This is a genomic window from Bacillus sp. BSL6 (assembly GCF_052928345.1).
On record NZ_JAVGCW010000009.1, the window covers coordinates 83,828 to 107,350 of the forward strand.

Genomic DNA, 23,523 nt, shown 5'->3' on the forward strand with positions numbered 1-23,523 from the left:
ATTTTTTCACATAAAAAACAGGCGTATGATACGCCTGTTTTCTAATTATTAAACAGCAGTTTTATTCTTCTTATTTAAATACCAATATACCGGCAGTCCCGTAAAGACAATTCCAATTGATAAGAAACAACTTAGTGGATCATTAATAATCGCACTACCGATTACAAAGAGTGAGCCCAAAATCGCAACGATTGGGACGATTGGGAATAACGGTACACTGTATGCACGCTCTTTATTTTTATTACGTTTTCTTAAAATGAAGACACCGATAAACGTCATTACGTAGAAAATATAAATAATGAATACGGAAATCTCAGATAGCTTATTCGGATCGCTAATAATCATTAAAATAATTCCTAAAATAATTTCAACAGTAATCGCATTTGCTGGTGTTTTAAATCTTGGACTTTCCTTCGCAATAAACTTAGCAAATGGAAGTTGTCCACGTTCTGCCATCGACATCGGGATACGTGGGAACGTTAAAATCTTTCCATTTAAACAACCGAAAATAGAAACGATAATACCGATACTAATAATTTTCCCGCCATATTCTCCAAGTAGCATTCCTGCAGCTGTCGCTGTTGCATTTTCTCCAAGTTCTACAATTTGCGTTGCTGGTAATACATTCAATAACGCCAAATTAATTAATACGTAAGCAGCTGTTACAATTAAAATCCCAACTGTCATTGCTTTCGGTAATAGCTTTGTTGGATTCTTCATTTCTCCACCAATTGACGCAAGTAGAATCCAGCCGTCATAAGCAAATAATGTTGCTAAGATCGCCATCCCGATACTTTGATTTTCTGATATCGGCACAACTACGTTAAAGATATCGCTATTCCCTTTCCAAAAACCTAACACAACAATTAATACGATTGGAATCATCTTCCCGATTGTCGTGATCGTTTGGACGATACCTCCGTATTTTGTTCCCATACTATTTACAACGCCAAGGAACACAACTGTTCCAATTGCGATTGGTAAATTCCATACTTTATCTAAATAGAAAAAATTAATCATTAAAGAACTAAAGTATAACCCTAACGTTCCAATAATAGCTGGCCCATACACAATTGTTTGCATCCAGCCTGATAAATACCCCCAAAAACTTCCATAAATCTCCTCTAAATACGTATACAACCCACCATTTTTCGGGATTTGCGCTCCAATTTCAGCTACTGTTAAACCACTTGCTAACGTTAACAGACCACCAATTACCCAAGCAAGAATCGCCATATTAGAACTCCCCGAGTAATCTAATACGCTCCCTGGTTTCATAAACACACCAGACCCAATAATCGTTCCTACTACGATAGAAAGTGCTACCGTTAAACCAATTTTGTTCTTCTCATCATGATGCATGCTTCGTATCCTCCTTCCAATTCTAGTGTGATGCAAAAATGAAATAAAAAAACACTCCTCCCTAAAAAAGGGACGAGTGTTATATTCGTGGTTCCACCCTTGTTTCAATTCGTAAAGTAACACACTTCACCAATTTCTCAAGTCTAAAATAACGGTTTTTGCCGGCAAGCAATTACTAGATGTTCGTTCACTGCTGCAGTTCAGAGGTGGTAATCCATTTTTCCGTATTAGGAAGCTCACAGCCAAAGGCCTCCCTCTCTGAGAATCGTAAAAAATTGATCGTGTCCTCATCATCACTTCTTGATGTCGAATTTTGTAGTTATTGTTCATTATATTGAATTGTTAGAAAAAATCAATATATTTTCTTATATAACATACGAAATATTTCTCTTCTTATATTATAACAGAAGTTACGCCACTTCTCTAATTACCTAAAAATGGTATAATCTATATAGGAGGTGCATCAATCATGATTGCTGTTTTTTGTATCATCGCTACATTTCTTTCTGTTCTATTTGCTATCATGCATCGGCACAAGTATCCTGGTTATAGCATTTTAGCGGTAGCTATTATACCAGCTGTTTCCTTCTACGTATTAGGTAAATACCAATACACGGAAGTGTTTATCGGTTTTGCAATCTTCTACTGCGTCTTTGGATACATACTAACAATGAAAAGAATTTTATTGAATCGTTAAAAAGGACCGATTTCTGCTGACAGAAATCGGTCCTCGCACGTACCTTCCGGTTGCCCACACGAAAGATATGTAATTCGCTTATTTATCTTCTTTATTCATAAAAAACTTATGATGCGGAAGATCCACATTTAATGCCTCTAATTGTTTCTTTTCATTGTCTAAAATTGCTTTTGCTTTTGTTTTTGTTGCCTCATCTAATCCCGCAAAGATGTCTTCATGCTTCTCTTTCTCTGAGAGTTTCACACCTAGTTTTGTTAATTCTTCTTTTGCTTGCTCATGCGTTAATTTCCCAGACTTTTCCTGTTCAAAAATAGACTTTGCTTTTTCCTTTGTTGCTTCATCTAAGTTAGCAAGTATGTCTTTATGCTTACCCTTCTCTGGCATTTTCACGCCTAACTTCGCTAATTCCTCTTTTGCTTGTTCACGTGTTAATTTGCCGGATTTCTCTTGCTCTAAAATTGATTTTGCTTTTTCTTTTGTTGCCTCGTCTAATCCCGCAAACATTTCTTTGTGTTTACTCTTTTCCGGGAACTTCACGCCTAATTTTGTTAATTCTTCTTTTGCTTGTTCACGTGTTAATTTCCCAGACTTTTCTTGCTCTAAAATTGATTTCGCTTTTTCTTTCGCCTGTTCATCTAATCCCGCAAACATTTCTTTACGTTTTTCTTTCTCAGGAAGCTTTACACCTAGCTCCTCTAACTGTTTCTTTGTATCATTCATAATCGTTTTTACTTTTTGTTTTGTAGCGTCATCTAAATCTTTTTTCGCCGTTTTTGTAGATTGCTCAGCTGCTGGAGTATTCGTTGCCGCGAATGCCGGGATGCCGACTCCCCCAATGATTCCGAATGATAAAGCACCTGCAATTGCTAAATACCCAACTGTTTTCTTCTTCATAGGAAATTTCCTCCTTCATATTTCTAATGCATGTACACTCTCGTATACAATGCCTATAGTAATGTTGGTTTCTTAACATTTCCTTAACGACTTAACAAAAAAACACCGCTCATAATGAGCGGCGTTATTCTATGCTTTTTGTAATTGTAATTCTTCACGTTCCATTATTCTTCTTAATACAATTGTTTGTGTCATTGTAAATAAGTTACCTGTTATCCAGTACAACACAAGACCTGATGGTGCCGCAAATCCCATAAATAAAATCATTGCCGGCATCATAATTTGCTGCATCTTTAGCATTTGTACTTGTTCTCCAGGTGTAATATTCGATTGGAAAACCTTCATTTGAATAAATGTCGTTAATGCTGCAATAATCGGTAATATATGATAAGGATCTGCATGTCCTAAGTTCACCCATAAAAACGAAGATGTGCGAATCTCTTCTGTTCGGCTAATCGCATAATACAAAGCAGAGAAAATCGGCATTTGTATAAAGATTGGCCAACAACCAGCAAGTGGATTCCAACCGCCTGATTTCATTAGTTCTGACATTTCTTTTTGATACTGTTTTTGTTTTTCTAGATCTTTGCTTACATCACCGTATTTCTGCTTTAACTTCTGCAATTCAGGTTGCATTTTCTTCATTTTCGCTTGGCTACGATATTGCGAAACAGCTAATGGAATCATTGCTGAACGAATAACGAGCGTCATAATAATGATAGCAATCCCAAAGCTAGCTCCCGGTATATGATGAGCAACAAATTGAATCATGAACGAGATTGGATATACAAAGTAATGATCCCAAATTCCCGTACTATGTGCATCAATTGGTGCTGCATTACTGCAACCAGATAAAACAAAAACAAGTAATAATGATAAACTAACGAGCACAGCTCGGTATGATTTTAACATGTTCATTCCTCCAATGTTTCATAATTATTTAGCGAAACATTGGTGTATACGGACCGACCTCGTCATTCTCTTCACTTGATTCTTGTCTGCGTACAGAACGAATCATTCCATATTTATAAAAAATAGAAAATAGCGGTACATTCCCCGCACTATCTTCACATGTATCAACTAACGCAAATGCTCTTTGTCTACCGCTCGATGCTTGCTGACGCACAAAGCGAGAAACGTTAGCAAGGAAGAAAACTTCTAATAAACAAAGTGCTGTCGTTACAAACGATATATATAGAATTGCATCCTGCAATAAAAATTCCATCGCTTCACATCCTTAATAAGGTCATTTTAGCACATTCGGCAAACATTCTCTATTTCCTTTTATCGTCAAAAAAAGTATTTTGCATATTTTCTCAAGAAAATAATAATTAAGAAACATTGTATTCGCTTTCTTTAGTATATTCACACACATCAATGAATAGGCTTGATTTATTAGAAATTTATAAAATTTTTGCATTATAATAAAACTATTGCCAGTTTTTGAAAAAACCTTTATTCTCTTCTTGTAATCAAAAATGAATATGGAGATGAAACATACTATGGGTCAACTAGGAGACGCCGATTACGTTCCCGACACCGCCTTTTTATCCTTCCCAGCAGCTAAAACATTTCACTTAGAATTTATCATACAGTTGGTTGTTATTTTCGTAGCTTCTATTTTGTATGCAATTTCTATGAATATGTTCTTTATCCCGCATAATATGATTAGCGGTGGATTCGCTGGAGTAGGGATGATTATCGGTTATTTAATGCACTACAATATCGGTGCACTTATCTTTTTACTAAACATTCCTCTTCTTATTTTAAGTCACTTTTACTTAGGCAAGAAGACAACCTTTTTAACAGCGTACTTTGTAGCTGTATCATCGTTAGCGATGAACATTATCCCTGTACACCAAGTTTCAGACGATATTTTACTATCTTCTGTATTCGGCGGTGTAATCTGCGGAGCAGCTTCAGGAATCATATTCCGATTTGCTTCTTCAACAGGTGGATTTGATGTTGTTGGATTGATTGTAGCGAAATATCGCGATGTTTCAATTGGAGCAATCATCTTCGGATTCAACTTAATCTTACTTGTTGTAGCAGGATTTATTTTCGGATGGGATATTACACTTTATACGTTAATTAGTCGATTTGTAGTCAGCAAAGTGATCGATGCTGTGCATACGAAACATATTAAATTAACGATAATGACAATTACAGAAAAAGGCGAGGAAATAAAAAGCGCCCTACTACATCACGGCATACGTGGCGTGACAATGGTAGATGCTGTCGGCGGCTATACAAACCATAAGAAAAAAATGATTTACACTGTCGTGACTCGCTATGAGTTAGGCGAAATGAAACGTATTATCCGTCAAGTGGATAACAAAGCATTTATGAACATTACTGAAACAGTTGAAATTGTCGGCCGTTTCAAACGTATATAAAAAGGTCAATACATGAAAGGGCATAACATATAATATGTTATGCCCTTTGTTATTCAACTCACGTACCCTTTAGCATAATACAATCATTAAGTTTATTACTACAAATCGGAGGATAGCATTCCATATACAATACTATCTGTCCATTCATCTTTATTCCAGAAATCTTGTATGAAATGTGCTTCCTTTCTCATGCCTATTCGTTCACACAATTTTTGTGAAGCTGTATTTCGTGCATCAAGATTAGCTTGTATACGGTGTACATTACATTCATTAAATAATTTAAATACCAAACGACTTACCGCTTCTGTTGCCAAACCTCTTCCAGTTACTTCATTTGAAAAACTATAACCTATCTCGACAGTGTCTTTCATATTTGTGTACCATACGGATAAATCACCAACTACCTTAGTTTTGTATATAACCGCCAAACTTAATATTGAGTCTTTAGTAAGTGCATTGTTTGCTAGCTTCTTATTAAATCTTTCCTGCATGTCTTCATGAGTCCACTTATTATGTAATAGGAACTTACATGTATCATCACTATTATAAATAGCGAATACATCCTGTAAATCAGTACTCTTAAAAGGTCTAATTATTAATCTTTCTGTTGTGAACTCCAAGTTAACTCTCCTCCCTTACATTACATGCATGCCATAAAACACTTTTTATCGTATTTAAGACTTCTTAGATCTCACCTTGATTACATATTTCATCAAAATAAATGAAACTCCTTCTTCTACTAAACCGCACCGTTAATGGTATTTCCTTGCGTTTTTTATTTTTTACACTTATTACAAAATCAGATAATTCTATTATTATGTCTCTAAATGTGTTATAATGAAAACAGACTCACAAAAAAAGAGTATATAGACTTGGAAGTTTCTCATATTTTACAAACAAAAAGAAACGAGCAGTCAGGTATATTTCAGACACCATACACGTAACGGTTTAAATAACCGATCATCTTAGTTACTCTTCAATGATCTTTTATAAAAAGATACGTACAATTAAAACTCACTTCAATATACTATACCTACCTTTTTGACTTCCAAATCATCTTATTACATAAGGAGATGAACATATGAATCAATATATACGATATACAATAGCTGTCCTGTTTGCTATTATCGGCGGAACAATCTGCTTCTGGACAAACACTCAGCTTGGAGAGAATATCATTTTTAATGGAATCGAAACACTTGTAAGCGCTTCAATTTTAGGTGGATACATTTTCTTCCTCTTTAATCCAGAAGAAAATGCGCAAAAAACAATGTTATTAACAATGATCGGAATTGTCGGCGGATGTATTTCCTACTCAATGACTAACTATACATTACCACTTCAATTAAGCTCAGCTTTCTTCCACGGTCTATGGACTTGGTTCATTGCATTCTGTCTAGCAGATGTATTCAACCTATTACAAGACAACGAAGAAGAAAACGGTCGCCAAATTGAAAGTAACTCGTAAGCTGGAAGAAATTCTTCCAGCTTTTTTTATGTTGGTTTGCATACCCTGATTGGTATTTACCGGATTATATCAACGATTTTTCAAATATATCGACGATTTCTACACTTTTATCGACGATTTTTTCATTATATCGACGGTTCGACATAGGATATCGACTTACCGACAATTTTCGGCAATCTATTTATGCTCTATACCCCACCACTACAATAAAAAGAAGTTACCCTCACGGCAACTTCTTTTCCATATACCCCATCCAGTATCAACCGGATTATATCAGCGATTTTTCAAATATATCGACGATTTCTACACTTTTATCGGCGATTTTTTCATTATATCGACGATTCGACATAGGATATCGACTTACCGACAATTTTCGGCAATCTATTTATACTTTATACCCCGCCACTACAATAAAAAGAAGTTACCCTCACGGCAACTTCTTTTCCACATACCCCACTTCGTATTCACTAAAATATATCAACGATGTTTCAAATATATCGACGATTTCTACACTTTTATCGGCGATTTTTTCATTATATCGACGGTTCGACACAGGATATCGACTTACCGACATTCTTCGACAATCAAAGCGCACAACATACCCTATCCCCCAAGCAATTTACTGCCGAACTCTACGATTAAAAAGATAATTAATAAGATCGCGAGTATTTTTAATGCTACATACGCTACTTTAAAAACAGCATAAATGAGCAAGACGATTAAAATAATCGTTAAAATTTCCATCTAGAATTCCTCCAAGCTTTGCTCCTCACATCTTATTTTACTCGCCCCACACTTTTTATGGAACGGCATAAGACGACATAGAAAAAAGAGGATACCTCACCCATCGTAAGATACCCTCTCTTTCAGCTGCTCAAACCATTCTCTTTCTAATTGTAAATATCCCATTTCACTCTTCTCGGCGCTCTTCAATTCTTTATCCGCTTTCCTCATATAAACGTTGGAAGCTTCCATATCGCCCTCTACATATTTCACAATTCCTTGTGTACGATAATACCCATGTAAGTCTATTTTTGTAATAGCCTTCCCATGTTCTTTCGCTTCTTGCAGAGAAAGACTATCCATCTGATAAAGAGCTTTATATAAAAGATACCAACTATGAAAACTACTAACGAAATATTTATTTTCTTTCGTTACAGGTAGTTGAACAATTGGTTCTATATATGGTATCGCTCTTTCCATTCCTTCTTGATCGGCTCTGGTATAAAAAACGAGCATAAGTCCGCTCATTATATCTCTTATACTTTTATCTTCCTTTAATTTTTCCTCACTAAGTTCTATTAATCTCTTATCCCAAACTTTCGGCCTCTTATAACTAAATAACTCACTCGATACTTGAATGTTATATAAATGCTGCCTCGCTTTTTCATCATCTTTAATTAAAATGAGAAATTGCATACCATCACTCAAAAACGTTCCTTTTATCGGTACGATTGTAGCTGCAAAAATCACAAAGTGTAATACAGAAAAATATAAAAGATATTGATAATAACTCACCATGTATATGTAACCAGAAGTAATACCAAATAGTAAACTCACAATCGGTCCACCTAAAGTGAGCCACGCCCATTTTTTCGAAAGATTTGGTGTCTCTATGGAAGGAGGCACTAACATCGCCACGCCTCCAAAGTACATCCACAATTTATTTTCTCGAATGCGTACTTTCCCCTTCTCTTTTTGAAAAGTAATCGGCCCTACTGTCATAAATTTAAAATGTAAACCACCTATTAAACCAAACGCTACATGTCCTAGCTCATGAATAGCTAACACCAATAAAAAAATTCCAAATAATGCCCATATATCCAACATTACTTCTAATTTCCCAGTTCGGATTACTCCGTATAAAATGGACAAAACTAACGCCGCCGTCATAGTACCAGCTGGCCTTCTTAAAATATCCACCTTTTTCTCCCCTTAATAAATCATTTTTCTATGCATTTCGTACATAAATTTTCCGATATGTAATATCCAAATAAACGAGATTAAACCAAGCAACACGAAATTGATATCACTAACTGCTGTATATATAACGGCAGCCCACCACACATATGCCAATACTTTATTCGTAAATTCGTACGCTTTATATCCAGCTTCATGCACAATATGCTTTAATCCTTCATCAGCATTTTTCTTCCACATCTCCATCGATTCCATATACGTTACACCTTGTTCAGGGTAAAGCTTGTTATAACGATTCCTCGCCATAATCCCAATGATTACTATAATAATCGTAAAAGCAGTAGCAGCTATCATATTCCAAATTGCGAAGGAAACATTTGCATCATGCATGAATGCACGTCTACATGCAATAACTGCATATACAAACCATGCCTGCGTAACTATATCACCTATACGTAAATACATAATTACAATCCCCAATTTTCTACCTTGTACACTCTCTTCTTCATCACGTGCCTCCGCTAACATACGTGTATTCTTCCAAGTGTAATACATCATTATCATTCCAAAAAGAGTACATACACCTATTAATATATTGGGTGATAATTTTCTCGGTTCATCCGAGAGTAAATCTAAAGCTATATAAGATGCAAAAAAGCCACCTACCATACTTAATATGAGTTTGCAAAAACTAATAAATTGTTCTCCCAGTTTACCCTTCACCATCATCTTCCCCCTCCACTAACGTAAATATTTCCTCCACCGGTACATTGAAAATTTGTGCGATTTTTAACGACAATACGATAGATGGTGCATAATCTCCGCGCTCAATTAAACTAATCGTTTGCCGCGATGACCCAATCGCTTTCCCTAAATCCCCTTGTGATAAACGATGCTTTGCTCGTAGTTCCCTCACCCGATTTTGAAGCTTCATATCTTCCCTCTTTTTCATTTATTTAATTAAAATTGTAAATAATATCCTTATTTTTGTCAATTATAATTGTCATTTTGACGTTAATAATTGACAAAAATAAAGATATATTATGATAAAAATAACCTATATAATGAATGTGAAATATTAAACAAAGGAAGTGACCTATGAATAAAACATCTACTTTTTCCTATATTCTTACTAAACTTACAGCGACTTTCTTTTTATTATTACTTATTAGCACGCTTCTCTTAACAACTAGTCAACCAACATTATATAGTTTCTTAGCTGGATTACGAGAACTACTATATTTTCCCTTCGTTCCTTTCCTTGCGGTATATGCAATTTTTTGCTCTATTTGCATAGATAACTTGAAATTAAAAACATATACAAGACTGAAGACATTATTACTTTATATTTTTTGCGGCTATTTATTTTTTCTTCCCTTCTTAATATTTAAAGAAGCTGATCTAATACAGTTCTTGTTCCTCGGATCAATCGGAGCAGTATGTTCTCTTTCTTTCTATTTATGCACAGTCATAGCAACAAAATTTAAATGGATACAGTATTTCGTACCAAGCATTATGTTTATTATATTTATCACAATTCACTTAGTAGATATAGCAAGGGTTGGAACATCAAAAGAACAATGGGTCGAAACAAAAACCGATAACTCTTTCGAAGCATCTTTTCAACATTTTAGTGGTGAACATAAAGTCCCAATTGAGCTAAAACGAGGTGACATATTAGAATTCACTATTGAATCACAAGCTGAAAATTCGAATGGCTACATAGGGGACATAAAAATGGCTAGTGAGTTTCAAGAGGAAGAAAATTATTTAGCTCCAGCTGGCCCTAATACGTACCATTTCGCAGCAATTAAGACAGGCACTTATTACATTATAGTTAGCGGAAATCAATCAAAAGGAAAGTTAAAAATCGATTGGAACATAAAATAAAAAAGGCAGTGCTTCTGCACTGCCTTCCTAAATTCTGACATAGAATGGATTCCATATTAACTTGCGTTTTGTAATAATGCTCGTTTTAACTGTTTACGGAAACGAACTCCTAACGTAATTGCTACAATCGCAATCACTCCAAAAATAATTTTACCGATGTGACCTTCTAGCGCTCCAAAAATATCATGCAAGTTTCCACCTAACCAGTAACCACCAATTAAGAAGAATGATACCCAAAATAGAGCACCTGAGTAAATTGTAATTGCAAAACGGCGGAATGGTAAGTTAATAATTCCTGCAAAGTATCCTGTAAAGTGACGTACACCAGGAATAAAGAAACCGATAAAGATTAGGAAATATCCATACTTATCAAACCACATTCTTGTTAAGTCGATTTTTCTTTGTGTTAAAAATACGTATTTCCCATACTTTTGAATAAAGGGCATACCTAATTTATTTCCTAAAAAGTATTGAATCGTCATTCCTACACTTGTCCCAATAAAGGATAGAATGATTAAAATCGGTAAACTTAAATCACCTTTATGTGCTAAAAATCCCGCATATGCTAACGTTGGCTCTCCCGGAAACGGAAGTGCAATATATTCTAACAGCAAGCCGACAAGTACAACATAGTACCCGTATTGCTGAAATAATTCATGAATCCATTCCATGTCATCTCTCCTTTCAATCACGTGCAACTTCTTACTAATATTGTATAAAAAAATTGTCGAAATAACTATCACAATAGCTTACATTTTTATTACATTTTTGTAAGGCTCTCACTAAACTTTTACGTTCTTTATTTACTTTCACTTTCAGACAACTTAACAAGTATATAACTTGAGAAACCAGGGCCTTAATATGCATTTTTTATCCATTTTTTAACACTTAAAAATCGTTATATTTTGTTCTTAATAAAAAACCACTACAAACTCATACGAACTTCATATTAGCTTCATATACGTATTGTAAGATTATATCGGAATTTGTTTAAAAATTTAACTAATATATGACTAAACATTAATTTGAATAAATATTAATCGCTTTTCGAAATTGAAAAAAGGGTGAATACGAAATGGAAGCTTATAAAATGCACGATTTTATTAATACAAATGTTGAATCTCACCAAAATGAAACCGTTTTTAATTTGCACATATGTGAAACAAATGAATTTGACGTAAGTTTAACAAAGTCTACAACACTATCTTTTATCGTTTCAAAAAAGAACATTAAAATTGTCACGAAAAAATGGATTAATTCAAATCAAGAAAGCATGATTGGTAAAAGCTATATCATTCCAACGAAAGCTTTTCACTACTTCTTACCAATCATTTCTGAAACGGAAGATGAATTAAATATTCAAGTTCAAAGTTTTGGACTACATGGTGAACTTTTACTAAATGAAAGATTACTTATTGATAAAAACAACAAACACGATGCCAAAATTACTAATTTCTTTGAAACATTAGATGAAAATGTAAATAAAGTATTACGAGGGTTGCAAGTTCATTGTATGTAAGACTACTACAATAGTAAAAAGGAGAATATAATGAAAAAACTATTATTAGGCGCACTATTATCATTAGGATTTTTAACTATTCCATTCACAACTACTGAAGCAGCTACAACGAAAGATCAACTGATTGTAAACACACAGTTAAATAAAATGGATTATTATCAAAACGGAAAATTCATAAAGAGTTTTACTGTCGCTACTGGAAAAGCATCTACTCCTACACCTAAAGGTACTTTCCAAATCGTAAATAAAATTAAAAATCGTCCTTATTACACAGGCAAAATTAAAGGCGGCGATCCACGTAATCCACTTGGTGACCGTTGGCTCGGACTAAACATGGCAGGAACTTACGGAACAACTTATGCGATTCATGGTACGAACAATAACCAGGCAATTGGTAAGTGGACAACACTAGGTTGTATTCGTATGTATAACAATGATATACACTGGTTATTTGAGCGTATTCCCCAGCAAGCTACTGTCACTGTAAAATAACCTCAAAGCGCGATTTACGTGTAGCCAAGAATTTTATGTCTTGGCTTATTTTATTTCTTCATTTACAGTAGCAAAACAACTGTATTTACATATATAATAGGAATAGATTGTGTTAAGTAACATCCAAACATTGATAAACATGGATATTAAAATTATACAGTTATAATATTTTATAAATTTTATAATACATACTATAATAGAATTACTGTAATTCTTAAATATTCAGTTTCACTAAACAACTCCCCTTGCTACTTTCATGATTATTTTATGGCGGGGGCTTATTATATGTATAAACAATCTGAGTCATCGAAAAAATGATGAATTCGAATATTGCAGTTAAAAGCGTTATTTAGGAGGTGTTACTATGACGCATATACTGGTGATTGAAGACAACCCAGATATACAAGAGCTGATTCGTGAATTTCTAATGGCACAAAACTTTACTGTTGATGTCGTTGGTGCTGGGACAGAAGGTATACTTCTTTTCCAAAAAAATTCATACGATCTTGTCCTCCTTGATGTGATGTTACCAGATATAGATGGCTATAGTATTTGTAAAATTATGCGAGGACAATCTGATGTACCAATCATTATGTTAACAGGCTTACATAATGAAGAAAGTGAAATTAAAGGATTTGAATTAGGTATTGATGACTATATTACGAAACCGTTCCATTACACCGTATTTATTAAACGTGTAGAAGCTGTATTAAGAAGGGCAGCAACGAAGGAAGCCGAAGCTGCGACTATACTACAATTCCATGAATTGATGTTAAATTCTACAGCATACGCCGCTTATGTTCATGGTAATCAAATTGAATTGACAACAAAAGAATTTGAAATTATTTATACTTTACTGCAAAATCGAGGAAAAGTATTATCAAGAAGTGATTTGTTGAATAAGGTATGGGGCTATGAACATTATGGTGATGTAAGAGTTATAGATACACATATTAAAAACTTACGAAAAAAATTAGGAATTCCTTATATTAAAACGGTGAAAGGCATTGGCTACAAAATCGAATCGTAGCAAAGACAACATCACCAAAAATATTTTCATCAAAACCTTATTATTTTGTATTCTTTTATCACTTTGTCTTTATCAAGTTATTTACTTCTTAGCTTCAAACTACGATAAAGAACGTTTTGCGAAAGAAAATGGAACGCATACTACAGAACAAGCGGATTCAGATAAACAAAACGACCAAAGTAAAACGAATCAAAATAAAGCTGTATCACAGGGGGACATGTTTAATTTCCAATCTGCTATTATAGATTATAATTCTCTCTCTACAGCTATCAATCATCTTTTGCAGCCTAGCCAAACTGCAAAAGCAAAAGAACATGCTCAAAATATTTCGGGGGAAAATAGCGCTTCTGCTCCATCTACAGAAACGGAAAAGCAAGTCGCTACTAATGATGCCTTACATAAACAAAATGCAGCAAGTAAAGCAAATGATGCACAAGATAATCCAAAATTAACAGATGTACTGCAGCAATTAGCTCCACATATTGGCGCAACAATGCTTGCATTATCTCTGCTCGGATCTTTAATTTATGCAAAACTAATTGCTAAACCTTTTCAATATATGAGTGATGCTTTAAAAGATATTATGAATCTTGATTTCTCAGATAAAAAGCTACTCAACAAAAATACGGATCAAACAGATTTTAATTTACAAGTAGCTGCTTCACAAATACCAAATATAGTGAAGAATTTACATGCGAGCAATCAAGATTTAAGAAATGAACTCAAAAAGGAGCAACAATTAGAACAATCCCGTAAAGAATTTATGTCTATGGTTTCCCATGAATTAAAAACACCAATCGCAGCCGTTATGGGACAACTAGATGGCATGATTCACGGAATTGGAGCTTATAAAGATAGAGATAAATATTTAAAACGTTCCTATGAAATGATGCAAGACATTAACATATTAACGGAAAAAATGTCGGAATTATCCAAAATACAAAACCCTCAATTTAAACCTGATTTAAAAGTTATCTCATTAACTAATATTATTGAGGATGTTATGAAGAAAGTAGATTATTTCGTATCTGTAAAACAGTTAAATGTTCAATCTAACATTAAACAAGATGTACAAGTTTTAGCTGATCCTAAATTTATTCAAACTGCCATTTTTAACATTATTTCAAATGCAATTCATTATACAATTGACCATCAGCATGTATATATAAAGCTTTATGAAAAGCCAAACGGTTACGCATTAGAAGTATTAAATACAGGTTCACAAATAGATGAGGATAAACTTGCCCATTTATTTGAGCCATTCTATCGCGCAAACCCTGACAAACACGGCTTAGTACAAGGTAGTGGTCTTGGGTTATACATTGTAAAACAAATACTAGATAAACATCAATTTCCTTATGGTATACAAAACACGCCTCAAGGTGTAAAATGTTCTATTGTATTCCCAAAAGCAATGTAAAAACCTACTACAATTTCATATCCCAAATTCATACTTCGTATGAGTGGCGGAATTTTGTAGAGTATATGACTCTGTTTCGTTCGCCCGTTATCCTTATTTGGATAGCGGGCGTTTTTTATTATGTAAAAGGAGGATTTTCATGGAGAAATTTAAGTATTCATTACTCGTTTTATTCGGAGCTTGTAGCTACGGCGTACTTTCAACTATTTTCAAACTCGGATTCATTGATGGATTTTCAGCCCATCAACTATTAGGAGGTCAATATGTCTTCGGATGGATCGGTCTTCTTCTGCTCGTTCTTTTCGTTTCACGTCATAAAGTAACAAAAAAGCAATTCTTTTCCTTACTAACAGTTGGCACAACGATGAGTATGACCGGTATCTTCTACGCTATTTCTGTAGAAGAACTACCAGCATCTATCGCTGTCGTCCTACTTTTCCAGTTCACATGGATTGGTGTCGTTATTGAAGCAATTGCAAACCGAACATTTCCAAGCCGTGAGAAAGTTATATCTATCATTATTTTATTTGCTGGAACATTGTTTGCAGGCGGTGTCTTTGAAGGTCTCGGACAAAACTTTTCCACGAAAGGTATAATCTTTGGACTATTAGCTGCTGTTTCCTTTTCATTCTATGTTTTTGCAAGCGGGCGTGTTGCTACAGAAGTTCCGCCTTATACGAAAAGCTTTCTTATGACAACAAGCGCTACGCTTATCGTATGCCTATTCTTCCCACCAACCTTTTTAACAGATGGTGCCCTGCAAGCTGGCCTATGGAAATATGCTTTCTTCCTCGGATTATTCGGCGTTGTCGTACCTGTCATTTGTTTTTCAATTGGCGTACCGAAAGTAGGAACAGGACTTGGTACAATACTAGGAGCAGCTGAATTACCAACAGCCATTATCGCTTCTATTACACTTGTACATGAAGTCGTAACGTTCATGCAGTGGATTGGGATTATCGTTATATTACTTGGGATTTTCACTCCTCAACTTCTTACAGCTAGGAAAGAAAAAAAATGTAATCGCGTGTATAGTGCTTAAAAATATTAACTTGCGTATAAATGGAAATAAAGTTACAATGTGGTATAATTTCAAATCTATTTGGAGGTATAAATGACTATTTTAAGCGTAGCCTTTTTTGCCATTATGTGTATCTTCTTCCTAATAAGATATATGAAAGAAAAGAAATTTTACGATGTGCTCTTCATTCCTATTTGTATATATGCTGGAGCAGTCAAAACCCCTTTAGTGGAGTACTTAAACTTTAATACTACATTCAAAATAACATATGATATTGCAGCTATTATTCTCGTAATCCTTGCCGTTCTGTTCTTCTTAAAGGATAAGAAAGAGAATCCTACTGCATAACAAAAGACCTTTCATTTATTTGAAAGGTCTTTTTCTCTATCTCACTTTATTGCTCCATATAGCTTTTCTAACTCACGCTCAATTTGTTTTACATCGATTCGTTCAAATAGTGGCTGCACGCTATCAATTCTACTTGGCAACGTATGTTGAGGCTCCCAATTTCGGTTCACAATCGATAATATATTTCTAATTCTTTCACTTGAAAATGGTAAAAATGGTTCCAGGAGATTTACAAAATTAGCGATGAGATACACACAATTATAAATCGTTTCTTCGCATGAAACTGGATCATCCTCCCTTTGTTTCCAAGGCTGCCTCTCATCAAAGTATTTATTTGCAAAACGTACTGCATCAAATATTGATTCTAGCGCTACCTTAAATTTAGTTTGCTCAATCGCCTCTCCTACATGTTTATATAATCTTTCTATCTTATCTTTTAGCTCTACATCAATACTTCCATTCGGCACGATACCACCATAATACTTTTCAATAAATTTTAATGTCCGGTTTACAAAGTTTCCGTATGCCCCTAACAATTCACTATTATGACTGTAAATAAATTCACGCCATGAAAAGTCAGTGTCACGATTTTCTGGTGCATTTACTGTTAAAAAGTAACGAATAGAATCTGGATCATAGCGTTCTAATATATCAGGCACCCATACTGCCCAGTTTTTACTCGTAGATAATTTTCTTTTTTCAACTGTTAAATATTCATTCGAAACGATATGACGAGGAATTGCCCCTTCTCCTATTCCAAGTAATACTGCTGGCCAAATGACGGAATGAAACGGAATATTATCCTTTCCGTGCACATAATATGTTTTCGCTTCGCTATCCCAAAACTCTCGATCCTCTTTCCCTGTTTCTTCAGCCCAATGTTTACTTGCTGAATAATACCCTGTCACTGCTTCAATCCATACGTAAATTTTCTTATCTTCATACCCTTCTACTGGAATTGGTACCCCGATTGGTAAATCGCGTGATACGGCCCTATCTAGTAATCCTTCCTTTACATATCTCTCTGTTAGTTGAATCGCATTGTCGCGCCATGTTCCTGTTTGTTTAGCGATTTCTACAGCCCTTTTAATTTGCTCCTGAAATGTATGCAATGCGAAATAGAAATGCTCTGTTTCCTGTATGGATGGTGTACTACCACATAACTTACATTTCTTTTCTAACAAATCGAGTGGATCTAAAATAGCTGAACACGCATCGCATTGATCTCCTCTTGCCTCTTCATGGCAATGTGGACAAACACCTTCTACATAACGATCAGGTAAAAACTGTGTACACATTTCGCAATATGCTTGTTCTACTGTTTTTTTATAAATATGTCCCTCTTCTAATAAACGTAAAAAAACATTTTGAACCGTTTCATGATGGTGCTCACTATCTGTACGTGTATAGCAATCATACGTAAAACCAAGGCTACGAAAACATCGCTGGAACTCTTCATGATACTTATTAGCAATTTCCTTCGCCGTCACACCTTCTTGTTTTGCCCGAATTGCAATTGGTGTTCCATTGCAATCACTCCCCGAAACATACAACACATTCTCACCTTTTGCCCGGTAATAACGTGCTAAAATATCTCCAGGTAACAAACTCGCAATATGTCCAAGATGTAACGAACCATTTGCATACGGCCAAGCTCCTCCAATAAAAATACTCATCTTACATTCCTCCTTTAAAAATATAAAAAGCCCCGCCCTTATCTAAAAAAGATAAGGGCGGGGCTGTATAAACAGTCGCGGTACCACCTTATTTCGCCAATTACTCACATAATTAGCCTTAACAAGTACGGAGCTATATGCTCTTATACTGTGGTTTTGATAACGAGTACCAACTCTCGTCGCCGCCTACTATTATCATTTGATAAGTTCAGGACGAAGCTCAAAGGCCATTGTTCAAATGAATATTCTTGCTTCTTCTCAGCTACCGAAGCTCTCTGGAAAGAATGTGTTCATCCTACTTTTCCTTTTCAACGCTTTTACGTATAACATGTATTGTACGACTTAATAACAGAAAAATCAAACTTTTATCCAAAAAGAAAAGGAAATCCCATCCCCCTGCCGAATACCTATACGTTCACAAAAGGAGTGATACGATTGAATCAAAAACAACTAAGCATACGTAATGAAAAAAGCTGGAATGCAGCTGCTTATGAAGCTTGGACGAATCGTCACGGGGCACCAGCTGATTATGCGAAAAAAATCATAGAAGACCCTATGCGTGAGGTAGATCACTATTTACCTTACATACAATCTCCGAAAGGAAAACGTATTATTAATTTACTCGGGTCAAAAGGAAACAAAGCTGTTGCTCTCGCTCTTTTAGGAGCTGACGTAACAGTTGTTGATATTTCAGCAAGTAATGCAAAATATGCAAATGAACTTGCGGACGCAGCCGGTGTCTCTATCGAGTATGTCGTTTCTGATGTATTACATGTACAGCTCTCACAATCATTTGATATCGTATTGCTGGAACTTGGTGTACTCCATTACTTTTTAGATTTAAAACCGCTCTTTCAAAAAATTGCTACTTTACTTAAAGAAGATGGAATGCTTATCCTTCGTGACTATCATCCTGTTTACACGAAATTATTAGGAGTCGACCACCCATCATTTCAGGCCAATGGAAATTATTTTGATAAAGAATTAATTGAAGAGGATGTTGCTTATAGCATCCTTCTTACAGAAGCGCAGAAAGAATCGTTACCTAAAACAACCATCCGCCGCTGGACGCTAGGAGAAATTGTTACAACACTTGCAGAAGAACATTTTAAAATTGAAAAACTAGTTGAAGAACATGGGCCTCATCAAAGATGGGTCTTCCCTTCTACTGCACCGGAAGGAATTGAAGAGCGTGTATCGGGTCTCTATACATTAATTGCGACAGCATGCAAAAAAGGATCCCTTCACGGATAGGATCCTTTTTGCATGCTCACGCATATAAGTTGAGGTTGGAGATTACCATAATTCTGTAGAATAGGACACAAGATATTTCAACATTTCGTCTCTGACTTACGTCGTCAAAAAGGGGTATGACCAACATAACGAAGAGTAATGTTCTTAGTTGATACTGATAATCGTTATCAACTAATTAGAAGTATACATGATGTTATTTCAAATTACAATAGCATTTCTCATTTTTATTTATGAATTTTTTGATATACAAATGTATACATTTTAAGAACATTTACTCATATGAATCTGCCATATTCCATTATCTGCTATAATTTTTATTGAACAGATTAATAACTTCATAATGATGTTTTTATTAATTCTGCTCTAGATATTTATAAATTATAATAAACAGTTTTTAAAAGGCAGGGGTAACAATGAAATATGTTAGTATTCGAAAAAAACTACTGTTCACACTCTTAAGCATTTCTTCTTTATTTAGCATTGCTCTTATTGTTATTCTTTCATTCGCTATGAGCCAAGCGAGCGAAATTGAAACGTTAAAAAATGATGTATCAAAAAGAGCAACCATTTTAAAAGAACGTGGCGATTGGTTTCAAGCACAAGTTGCTGGCTTACAAGAATATTTACTATCACATGATCAAAAAGGATTAGATAAATTCAACCGAGAAGGAAAAAAACTAGCTGATACGAGAGAGAAAGTAACAAGTGATAAAAAACTCCCCGAAGGAATGAAAGAAGCGATTTTAATGGGCGGAAAATGGCGAAGCGTCATAGATAATGAAGTCCTCCCTCTCGCTCGCGAAGGAAAATGGGACGAAGCATCTAAAATCGCTTTAGCTCAAACTGATTACGTAAACGACCTTTTAAGTCGTTTTACGAAATATGCAAATGAAGAAAATGATAAACGTGACGCATTAATTGCTGACGTGGAGTCTTCTTCATCCCTTATTCAATATATTATCTTCTTCTCACTCATTACATGTACAGTAACGTCTATTTTATTAGCATGGTGGTTCTCTGGTAAACTCGTTAAACCGATACGACAAATTGATGAGAAATTAAAAGAATTAGCTTCGCAAGATGGTGATTTAACTGCTAGATTGCATGTAACGAGTAAAGATGAAATTGGTGATATCGCCAATTCCTTTAATCAAATGCTCGCTAATTTACAACGTATCATAAAACAAGTGCAACAAACATCAACAAGTGTAAAAGAAGCATCTGAAAATGTGTTTATCGAAACAACTGCTTCTATGGAAAATACCGCAAAAACTGAAGAGACTATGAATGCTCTTGAGCACAATATTCGTTCACAAGTTTCCAGCATCGAAGAAAGTTCAACTGCAATGGACGATATGGCAACGAGTGTTCAGCGTATTGCAGAATCCGCCTCTTCTGTTGCTACCCTAGCTGTTACAACTTCTGAAAAAGCTGATAGCGGGAATAAAGTCATTGAGAAATCTATTACACAAATGCATACCATTAATGAAGCTGTTAACGCTACATCACAAGTAGTAGAACGACTTATTACACATACAAATCATATTGATACTGCACTTCAATCCATTTCTAATATCGCAGAACAAACGAATTTACTCGCTTTAAATGCTTCCATTGAAGCGGCCCGTGCTGGTGAACATGGAAAAGGCTTCGCTGTTGTTGCCGATGAAGTACGAAAGCTTGCTGAACAATCTCAGCTAGCAGCTACTGATATTAATCATTTACTTCATCGAATTCAAGAAGATACAAAAATAGCAAATGAAATGATGACGCAAGGTCAGTCAGAGGCTTCTCAAGGCATTACAGTCATTCGTACCGCTGGATCTTCATTCTCAGAAATTGTTAACCACATTAACAAAGTCTCTACACAAATGCAAGAAGTGTCTGCAACTGCTGAAGAAATGGCCGCAAGTTCTGAAGAAATGAATGCAGCTTTAAATAACATCGCTTCTATTTCAAATGAAGTTGCCGCCGAAACATCACAAACAGCAACTTCAGCTGGTGACCAAGTAAACAAAATGAGTGTCGTTGCTAAAAAAGCGTCTGAAATGAAAACGACTGTGCAAGAACTTGAAGTTCTCGTTTCTCATTTCAAAACAAACATTTAAAGCTAAACTTTCATTTATATTTTTAGGAGTTCTCAACTAGTAAAAAGAGGGATTTACACTCTCTCTTTTTTCACCTTAAAATATTTCTTTCTATCTCCCATTCCGTCTGCTATAATTCCTAAAGGAAAGAAGAAAGCTTTATTCCCAATGGAGTAAAGCTTTCTTTCAATTTTTTACATTAATTAATTCTAATACTATGATTTCATAAAGGAGGCTTTTATCATATGAGCTTTATTAGCATTCGAAAAAAACTAATGTTCATGATGGGAACGATTTGCGCTTTATTTGGCATCGCCTTAGCTTTTATTTTATTTTTTGCTATTGATCAATCTCGTCAAGCTGAAGCATTACAAAAAGAGATTTCTCCCCTTGCAACACAATTAAAAGAGCGCGGGGATGCTTATCAAGTACAGCTCTCTGCCTTAAGAGGGTACTTATTACAACATGATCAAGTTGAATTTGACAAGTTTAATTCAATGAGTAAAGAGCTTGAAGATGCAAAAGATAAGCTTCTTTCTAATCCAAATGTTTCTGAGTCCATGAAAAATACAATGGAATCAGGATCAACTTGGAGAAAATATATTGAAGAAAAAGTTTTCCCTCTTGCAAAAGAACAAAAGTGGGAAGAGGCCCTGCAAGTAGCTTATGCAGAAAATGGTACTGTTTATAAAGTAATTGGTGACTTCACAAATTACAGTAATGAACAAGCTAAGTTACGTGATCAATCTATTAAAAAAATTGATCAATCTTCACTACAAATTGAATATGTTGTTTTCTTATCACTTGTTATTTGTATTATCGTAGCTATCACACTTGCATGGTGGTTCTCTGGTAAACTTGTTAAACCAATTCAACAAATTGATAGCAAACTAAAAGAATTATCATCTCAAGAAGGTGACTTAACAGCCCGCCTACAAGTAAATAGTAATGATGAAATTGGTACGATTGCAACATCATTTAATACAATGTTAGAAAACCTACAACATATCATTAATCGTGTTCAAAAAACATCTGTGGAAGTACAAAACGCTTCTGAAAATATGCTAGAAAAGACGAATATATCACGTGAGGCAACAATAAAAGTTCAAAGCTCGATGTCTAGCTTAAATGCAAGTATTCAATCACAATCTGCTAGCATGGAAGAAAGCTCAACTGCAATGGACGATATGACAGTAAGTGTTCAGCGCATTGCTGAATCTGCTTCATCTGTAACTGAACTTGCTGTAGCTACATCTGAACAAGCTAACGATGGAAATACTGTTATTCAAAAATCTGTTTCACAAATGACAACGATACACGACGCGGTAAATGCTACATCAGAAGTGGTCGAACGTCTAATCACTCACACGAAATATATTGATACAGCTGTACAATCTATTTCTAATATTGCAGAACAAACAAACTTACTTGCTTTAAACGCCTCTATTGAAGCAGCTCGTGCTGGCGAACAAGGAAAAGGTTTCGCTGTCGTGGCTGACGAAGTTCGAAAACTTGCTGAACAATCTAAAACAGCGGCAACAGATATTAACCGGCTACTACATCAAATTCAACAAGACACTGAAACTGCTAACTCTATGATGTCACAAGGCCGTTCGGAAGCATCTGAAGGCATTCATGTTATTCGCGAAGCTGGCAATTCTTTCACAACAATTGTAGAACAAGTAAATAAAGTATCTACTCAAATGCAAGACATCTCAGCAACTGCTGAAGAAATGGCTGCAAGTGCTGAAGAAATGAATGCTTCACTGAATAACATCGCTTCTATTTCGACTGAAGTATCTAGTGAAACAGCAGCAACAGCACAATCTGCTGAGCAAAAAGTCATTACGATGAATGAGATGACACAAACAGCTAAACAAATGAAACAAACAGTTGAAGAATTAGATCAACTCGTATCACACTTCAAAACTGAATAGCCTTTAAAAAATATCCCTCTTCCAAAAGGGATATTTTTTTGAGCTCATTCCCTGCATATTATACACATTTCCGTTATAATGAGAATCGATATCATTAAAATGCAGGGGGTGC

24 protein-coding genes and 2 other annotated features are annotated in these 23,523 nt (G+C 35.1%); of the genes, 13 read left to right on the forward strand and 11 right to left on the reverse strand.

Features of this window, described 5'->3' with window-relative positions:
* Positions 1–48 precede the first annotated feature (48 nt).
* Positions 49–1,362 carry an APC family permease gene (locus RCJ96_RS23415; RefSeq protein ID WP_048557419.1) on the reverse strand — a complete coding sequence of 438 codons (1,314 nt, stop codon included), beginning with the start codon at positions 1,360–1,362 and terminating at the stop codon, positions 49–51.
* A gap of 65 nt (positions 1,363–1,427) precedes the next feature.
* Positions 1,428–1,665, reverse strand: a binding site (T-box leader).
* A 166-nt stretch (positions 1,666–1,831) separates the two neighbouring features.
* Here RCJ96_RS23415 and RCJ96_RS23420 point away from each other — a divergent pair.
* Positions 1,832–2,059 (forward strand): hypothetical protein, encoded by a 228-nt coding sequence (locus RCJ96_RS23420; RefSeq protein WP_416504324.1) that lies wholly within the window; start codon positions 1,832–1,834, stop codon positions 2,057–2,059.
* 78 nt (positions 2,060–2,137) lie between these two features.
* Here the strand turns inward: RCJ96_RS23420 and RCJ96_RS23425 are convergent, their stop codons facing one another.
* From RCJ96_RS23425 to RCJ96_RS23435, 3 genes are all read right to left on the reverse strand, one after another.
* Positions 2,138–2,953 (reverse strand): hypothetical protein, encoded by an 816-nt coding sequence (locus tag RCJ96_RS23425; RefSeq protein ID WP_416504323.1) that lies wholly within the window; start codon positions 2,951–2,953, stop codon positions 2,138–2,140.
* Positions 2,954–3,082: 129 nt separating this feature from the next.
* On the reverse strand, positions 3,083–3,865 hold the full coding sequence (gene yidC / locus RCJ96_RS23430; protein ID WP_000920536.1) for a membrane protein insertase YidC: 783 nt from the start codon (positions 3,863–3,865) through the stop codon (positions 3,083–3,085).
* Between the two features lie 28 nt (positions 3,866–3,893).
* Positions 3,894–4,178 (reverse strand): hypothetical protein, encoded by a 285-nt coding sequence (locus RCJ96_RS23435; RefSeq protein ID WP_000394930.1) that lies wholly within the window; start codon positions 4,176–4,178, stop codon positions 3,894–3,896.
* 277 nt (positions 4,179–4,455) lie between these two features.
* On the opposite strand from RCJ96_RS23435, the gene RCJ96_RS23440 reads away from it, so the two are divergent.
* A complete protein-coding gene (locus RCJ96_RS23440) occupies positions 4,456–5,349 on the forward strand; it encodes a YitT family protein (RefSeq protein WP_000530036.1) in 894 nt (297 codons plus the stop codon).
* 98 nt (positions 5,350–5,447) lie between these two features.
* Here RCJ96_RS23440 and RCJ96_RS23445 read toward each other — a convergent pair whose 3' ends face one another.
* A complete protein-coding gene (locus tag RCJ96_RS23445; RefSeq protein WP_074607021.1) occupies positions 5,448–5,969 on the reverse strand; it encodes a GNAT family N-acetyltransferase in 522 nt (173 codons plus the stop codon).
* Positions 5,970–6,430: 461 nt separating this feature from the next.
* On the opposite strand from RCJ96_RS23445, the gene RCJ96_RS23450 reads away from it, so the two are divergent.
* Positions 6,431–6,817, forward strand: a complete 387-nt coding sequence (locus tag RCJ96_RS23450; protein ID WP_001077770.1) for a DUF3938 domain-containing protein — start codon at positions 6,431–6,433, stop codon at positions 6,815–6,817.
* A gap of 603 nt (positions 6,818–7,420) precedes the next feature.
* Here RCJ96_RS23450 and RCJ96_RS23455 read toward each other — a convergent pair.
* The 4 genes from RCJ96_RS23455 to RCJ96_RS23470 form a co-directional block, all read right to left on the reverse strand.
* Positions 7,421–7,561: a DUF3985 family protein gene (locus tag RCJ96_RS23455; RefSeq protein WP_000404782.1), complete on the reverse strand. Its 141-nt coding sequence runs from the start codon at positions 7,559–7,561 to the stop codon at positions 7,421–7,423.
* A gap of 96 nt (positions 7,562–7,657) precedes the next feature.
* Positions 7,658–8,710, reverse strand: a complete 1,053-nt coding sequence (locus RCJ96_RS23460) for a M50 family metallopeptidase (RefSeq protein WP_242304753.1) — start codon at positions 8,708–8,710, stop codon at positions 7,658–7,660.
* A 42-nt stretch (positions 8,711–8,752) separates the two neighbouring features.
* The gene (locus tag RCJ96_RS23465) at positions 8,753–9,463 is read right to left on the reverse strand and encodes a DUF3169 family protein (RefSeq protein ID WP_000238426.1); all 711 of its coding nucleotides are present in this window, start codon (positions 9,461–9,463) and stop codon (positions 8,753–8,755) included.
* A complete protein-coding gene (locus tag RCJ96_RS23470) occupies positions 9,450–9,671 on the reverse strand; it encodes a helix-turn-helix transcriptional regulator (protein WP_000776167.1) in 222 nt (73 codons plus the stop codon). The genes RCJ96_RS23465 and RCJ96_RS23470 overlap by 14 nt, the downstream gene beginning before the upstream one ends.
* Before the next feature lie 164 nt (positions 9,672–9,835).
* On the opposite strand from RCJ96_RS23470, the gene RCJ96_RS23475 reads away from it, so the two are divergent.
* Positions 9,836–10,627, forward strand: coding sequence for a hypothetical protein (locus RCJ96_RS23475; RefSeq protein WP_074607015.1), 792 nt, complete (start codon positions 9,836–9,838; stop codon positions 10,625–10,627).
* Positions 10,628–10,683: 56 nt separating this feature from the next.
* Here RCJ96_RS23475 and RCJ96_RS23480 read toward each other — a convergent pair whose 3' ends face one another.
* The gene (locus RCJ96_RS23480) at positions 10,684–11,298 is read right to left on the reverse strand and encodes a DedA family protein (RefSeq protein ID WP_000454749.1); all 615 of its coding nucleotides are present in this window, start codon (positions 11,296–11,298) and stop codon (positions 10,684–10,686) included.
* 404 nt (positions 11,299–11,702) lie between these two features.
* On the opposite strand from RCJ96_RS23480, the gene RCJ96_RS23485 reads away from it, so the two are divergent.
* The 6 genes from RCJ96_RS23485 to RCJ96_RS23510 all read left to right on the forward strand — a co-directional run bounded on the left by RCJ96_RS23485 (position 11,703) and on the right by RCJ96_RS23510 (position 16,457).
* The gene (locus RCJ96_RS23485) at positions 11,703–12,146 is read left to right on the forward strand and encodes a DUF3978 domain-containing protein (protein WP_074607013.1); all 444 of its coding nucleotides are present in this window, start codon (positions 11,703–11,705) and stop codon (positions 12,144–12,146) included.
* Between the two features lie 30 nt (positions 12,147–12,176).
* Positions 12,177–12,638, forward strand: a complete 462-nt coding sequence (locus tag RCJ96_RS23490) for a L,D-transpeptidase (RefSeq protein ID WP_000734938.1) — start codon at positions 12,177–12,179, stop codon at positions 12,636–12,638.
* Between the two features lie 364 nt (positions 12,639–13,002).
* On the forward strand, positions 13,003–13,668 hold the full coding sequence (locus tag RCJ96_RS23495) for a response regulator transcription factor (protein ID WP_000148833.1): 666 nt from the start codon (positions 13,003–13,005) through the stop codon (positions 13,666–13,668).
* Positions 13,646–15,088, forward strand: coding sequence for a sensor histidine kinase (locus tag RCJ96_RS23500; RefSeq protein ID WP_074607011.1), 1,443 nt, complete (start codon positions 13,646–13,648; stop codon positions 15,086–15,088). Before RCJ96_RS23495 ends, RCJ96_RS23500 begins: the two co-directional genes overlap by 23 nt.
* Before the next feature lie 139 nt (positions 15,089–15,227).
* Positions 15,228–16,130, forward strand: a complete 903-nt coding sequence (locus tag RCJ96_RS23505) for an EamA family transporter (protein ID WP_416504322.1) — start codon at positions 15,228–15,230, stop codon at positions 16,128–16,130.
* 72 nt (positions 16,131–16,202) lie between these two features.
* On the forward strand, positions 16,203–16,457 hold the full coding sequence (locus RCJ96_RS23510; protein WP_416504321.1) for a hypothetical protein: 255 nt from the start codon (positions 16,203–16,205) through the stop codon (positions 16,455–16,457).
* A 41-nt stretch (positions 16,458–16,498) separates the two neighbouring features.
* Here RCJ96_RS23510 and metG read toward each other — a convergent pair whose 3' ends face one another.
* On the reverse strand, positions 16,499–18,133 hold the full coding sequence (gene metG, locus RCJ96_RS23515; RefSeq protein ID WP_416504320.1) for a methionine--tRNA ligase: 1,635 nt from the start codon (positions 18,131–18,133) through the stop codon (positions 16,499–16,501).
* Positions 18,134–18,183: 50 nt separating this feature from the next.
* Positions 18,184–18,454, reverse strand: a binding site (T-box leader).
* Between the two features lie 114 nt (positions 18,455–18,568).
* Between metG and RCJ96_RS23520 the strand changes: the two genes are divergently transcribed.
* The 3 genes from RCJ96_RS23520 to RCJ96_RS23530 all read left to right on the forward strand — a co-directional run bounded on the left by RCJ96_RS23520 (position 18,569) and on the right by RCJ96_RS23530 (position 23,411).
* Positions 18,569–19,387 (forward strand): class I SAM-dependent methyltransferase, encoded by an 819-nt coding sequence (locus tag RCJ96_RS23520; RefSeq protein ID WP_416504319.1) that lies wholly within the window; start codon positions 18,569–18,571, stop codon positions 19,385–19,387.
* A gap of 413 nt (positions 19,388–19,800) precedes the next feature.
* Positions 19,801–21,495, forward strand: a complete 1,695-nt coding sequence (locus RCJ96_RS23525) for a methyl-accepting chemotaxis protein (protein WP_416504318.1) — start codon at positions 19,801–19,803, stop codon at positions 21,493–21,495.
* Between the two features lie 224 nt (positions 21,496–21,719).
* A complete protein-coding gene (locus RCJ96_RS23530; RefSeq protein WP_074607005.1) occupies positions 21,720–23,411 on the forward strand; it encodes a methyl-accepting chemotaxis protein in 1,692 nt (563 codons plus the stop codon).
* Positions 23,412–23,523: the final 112 nt, after the last annotated feature.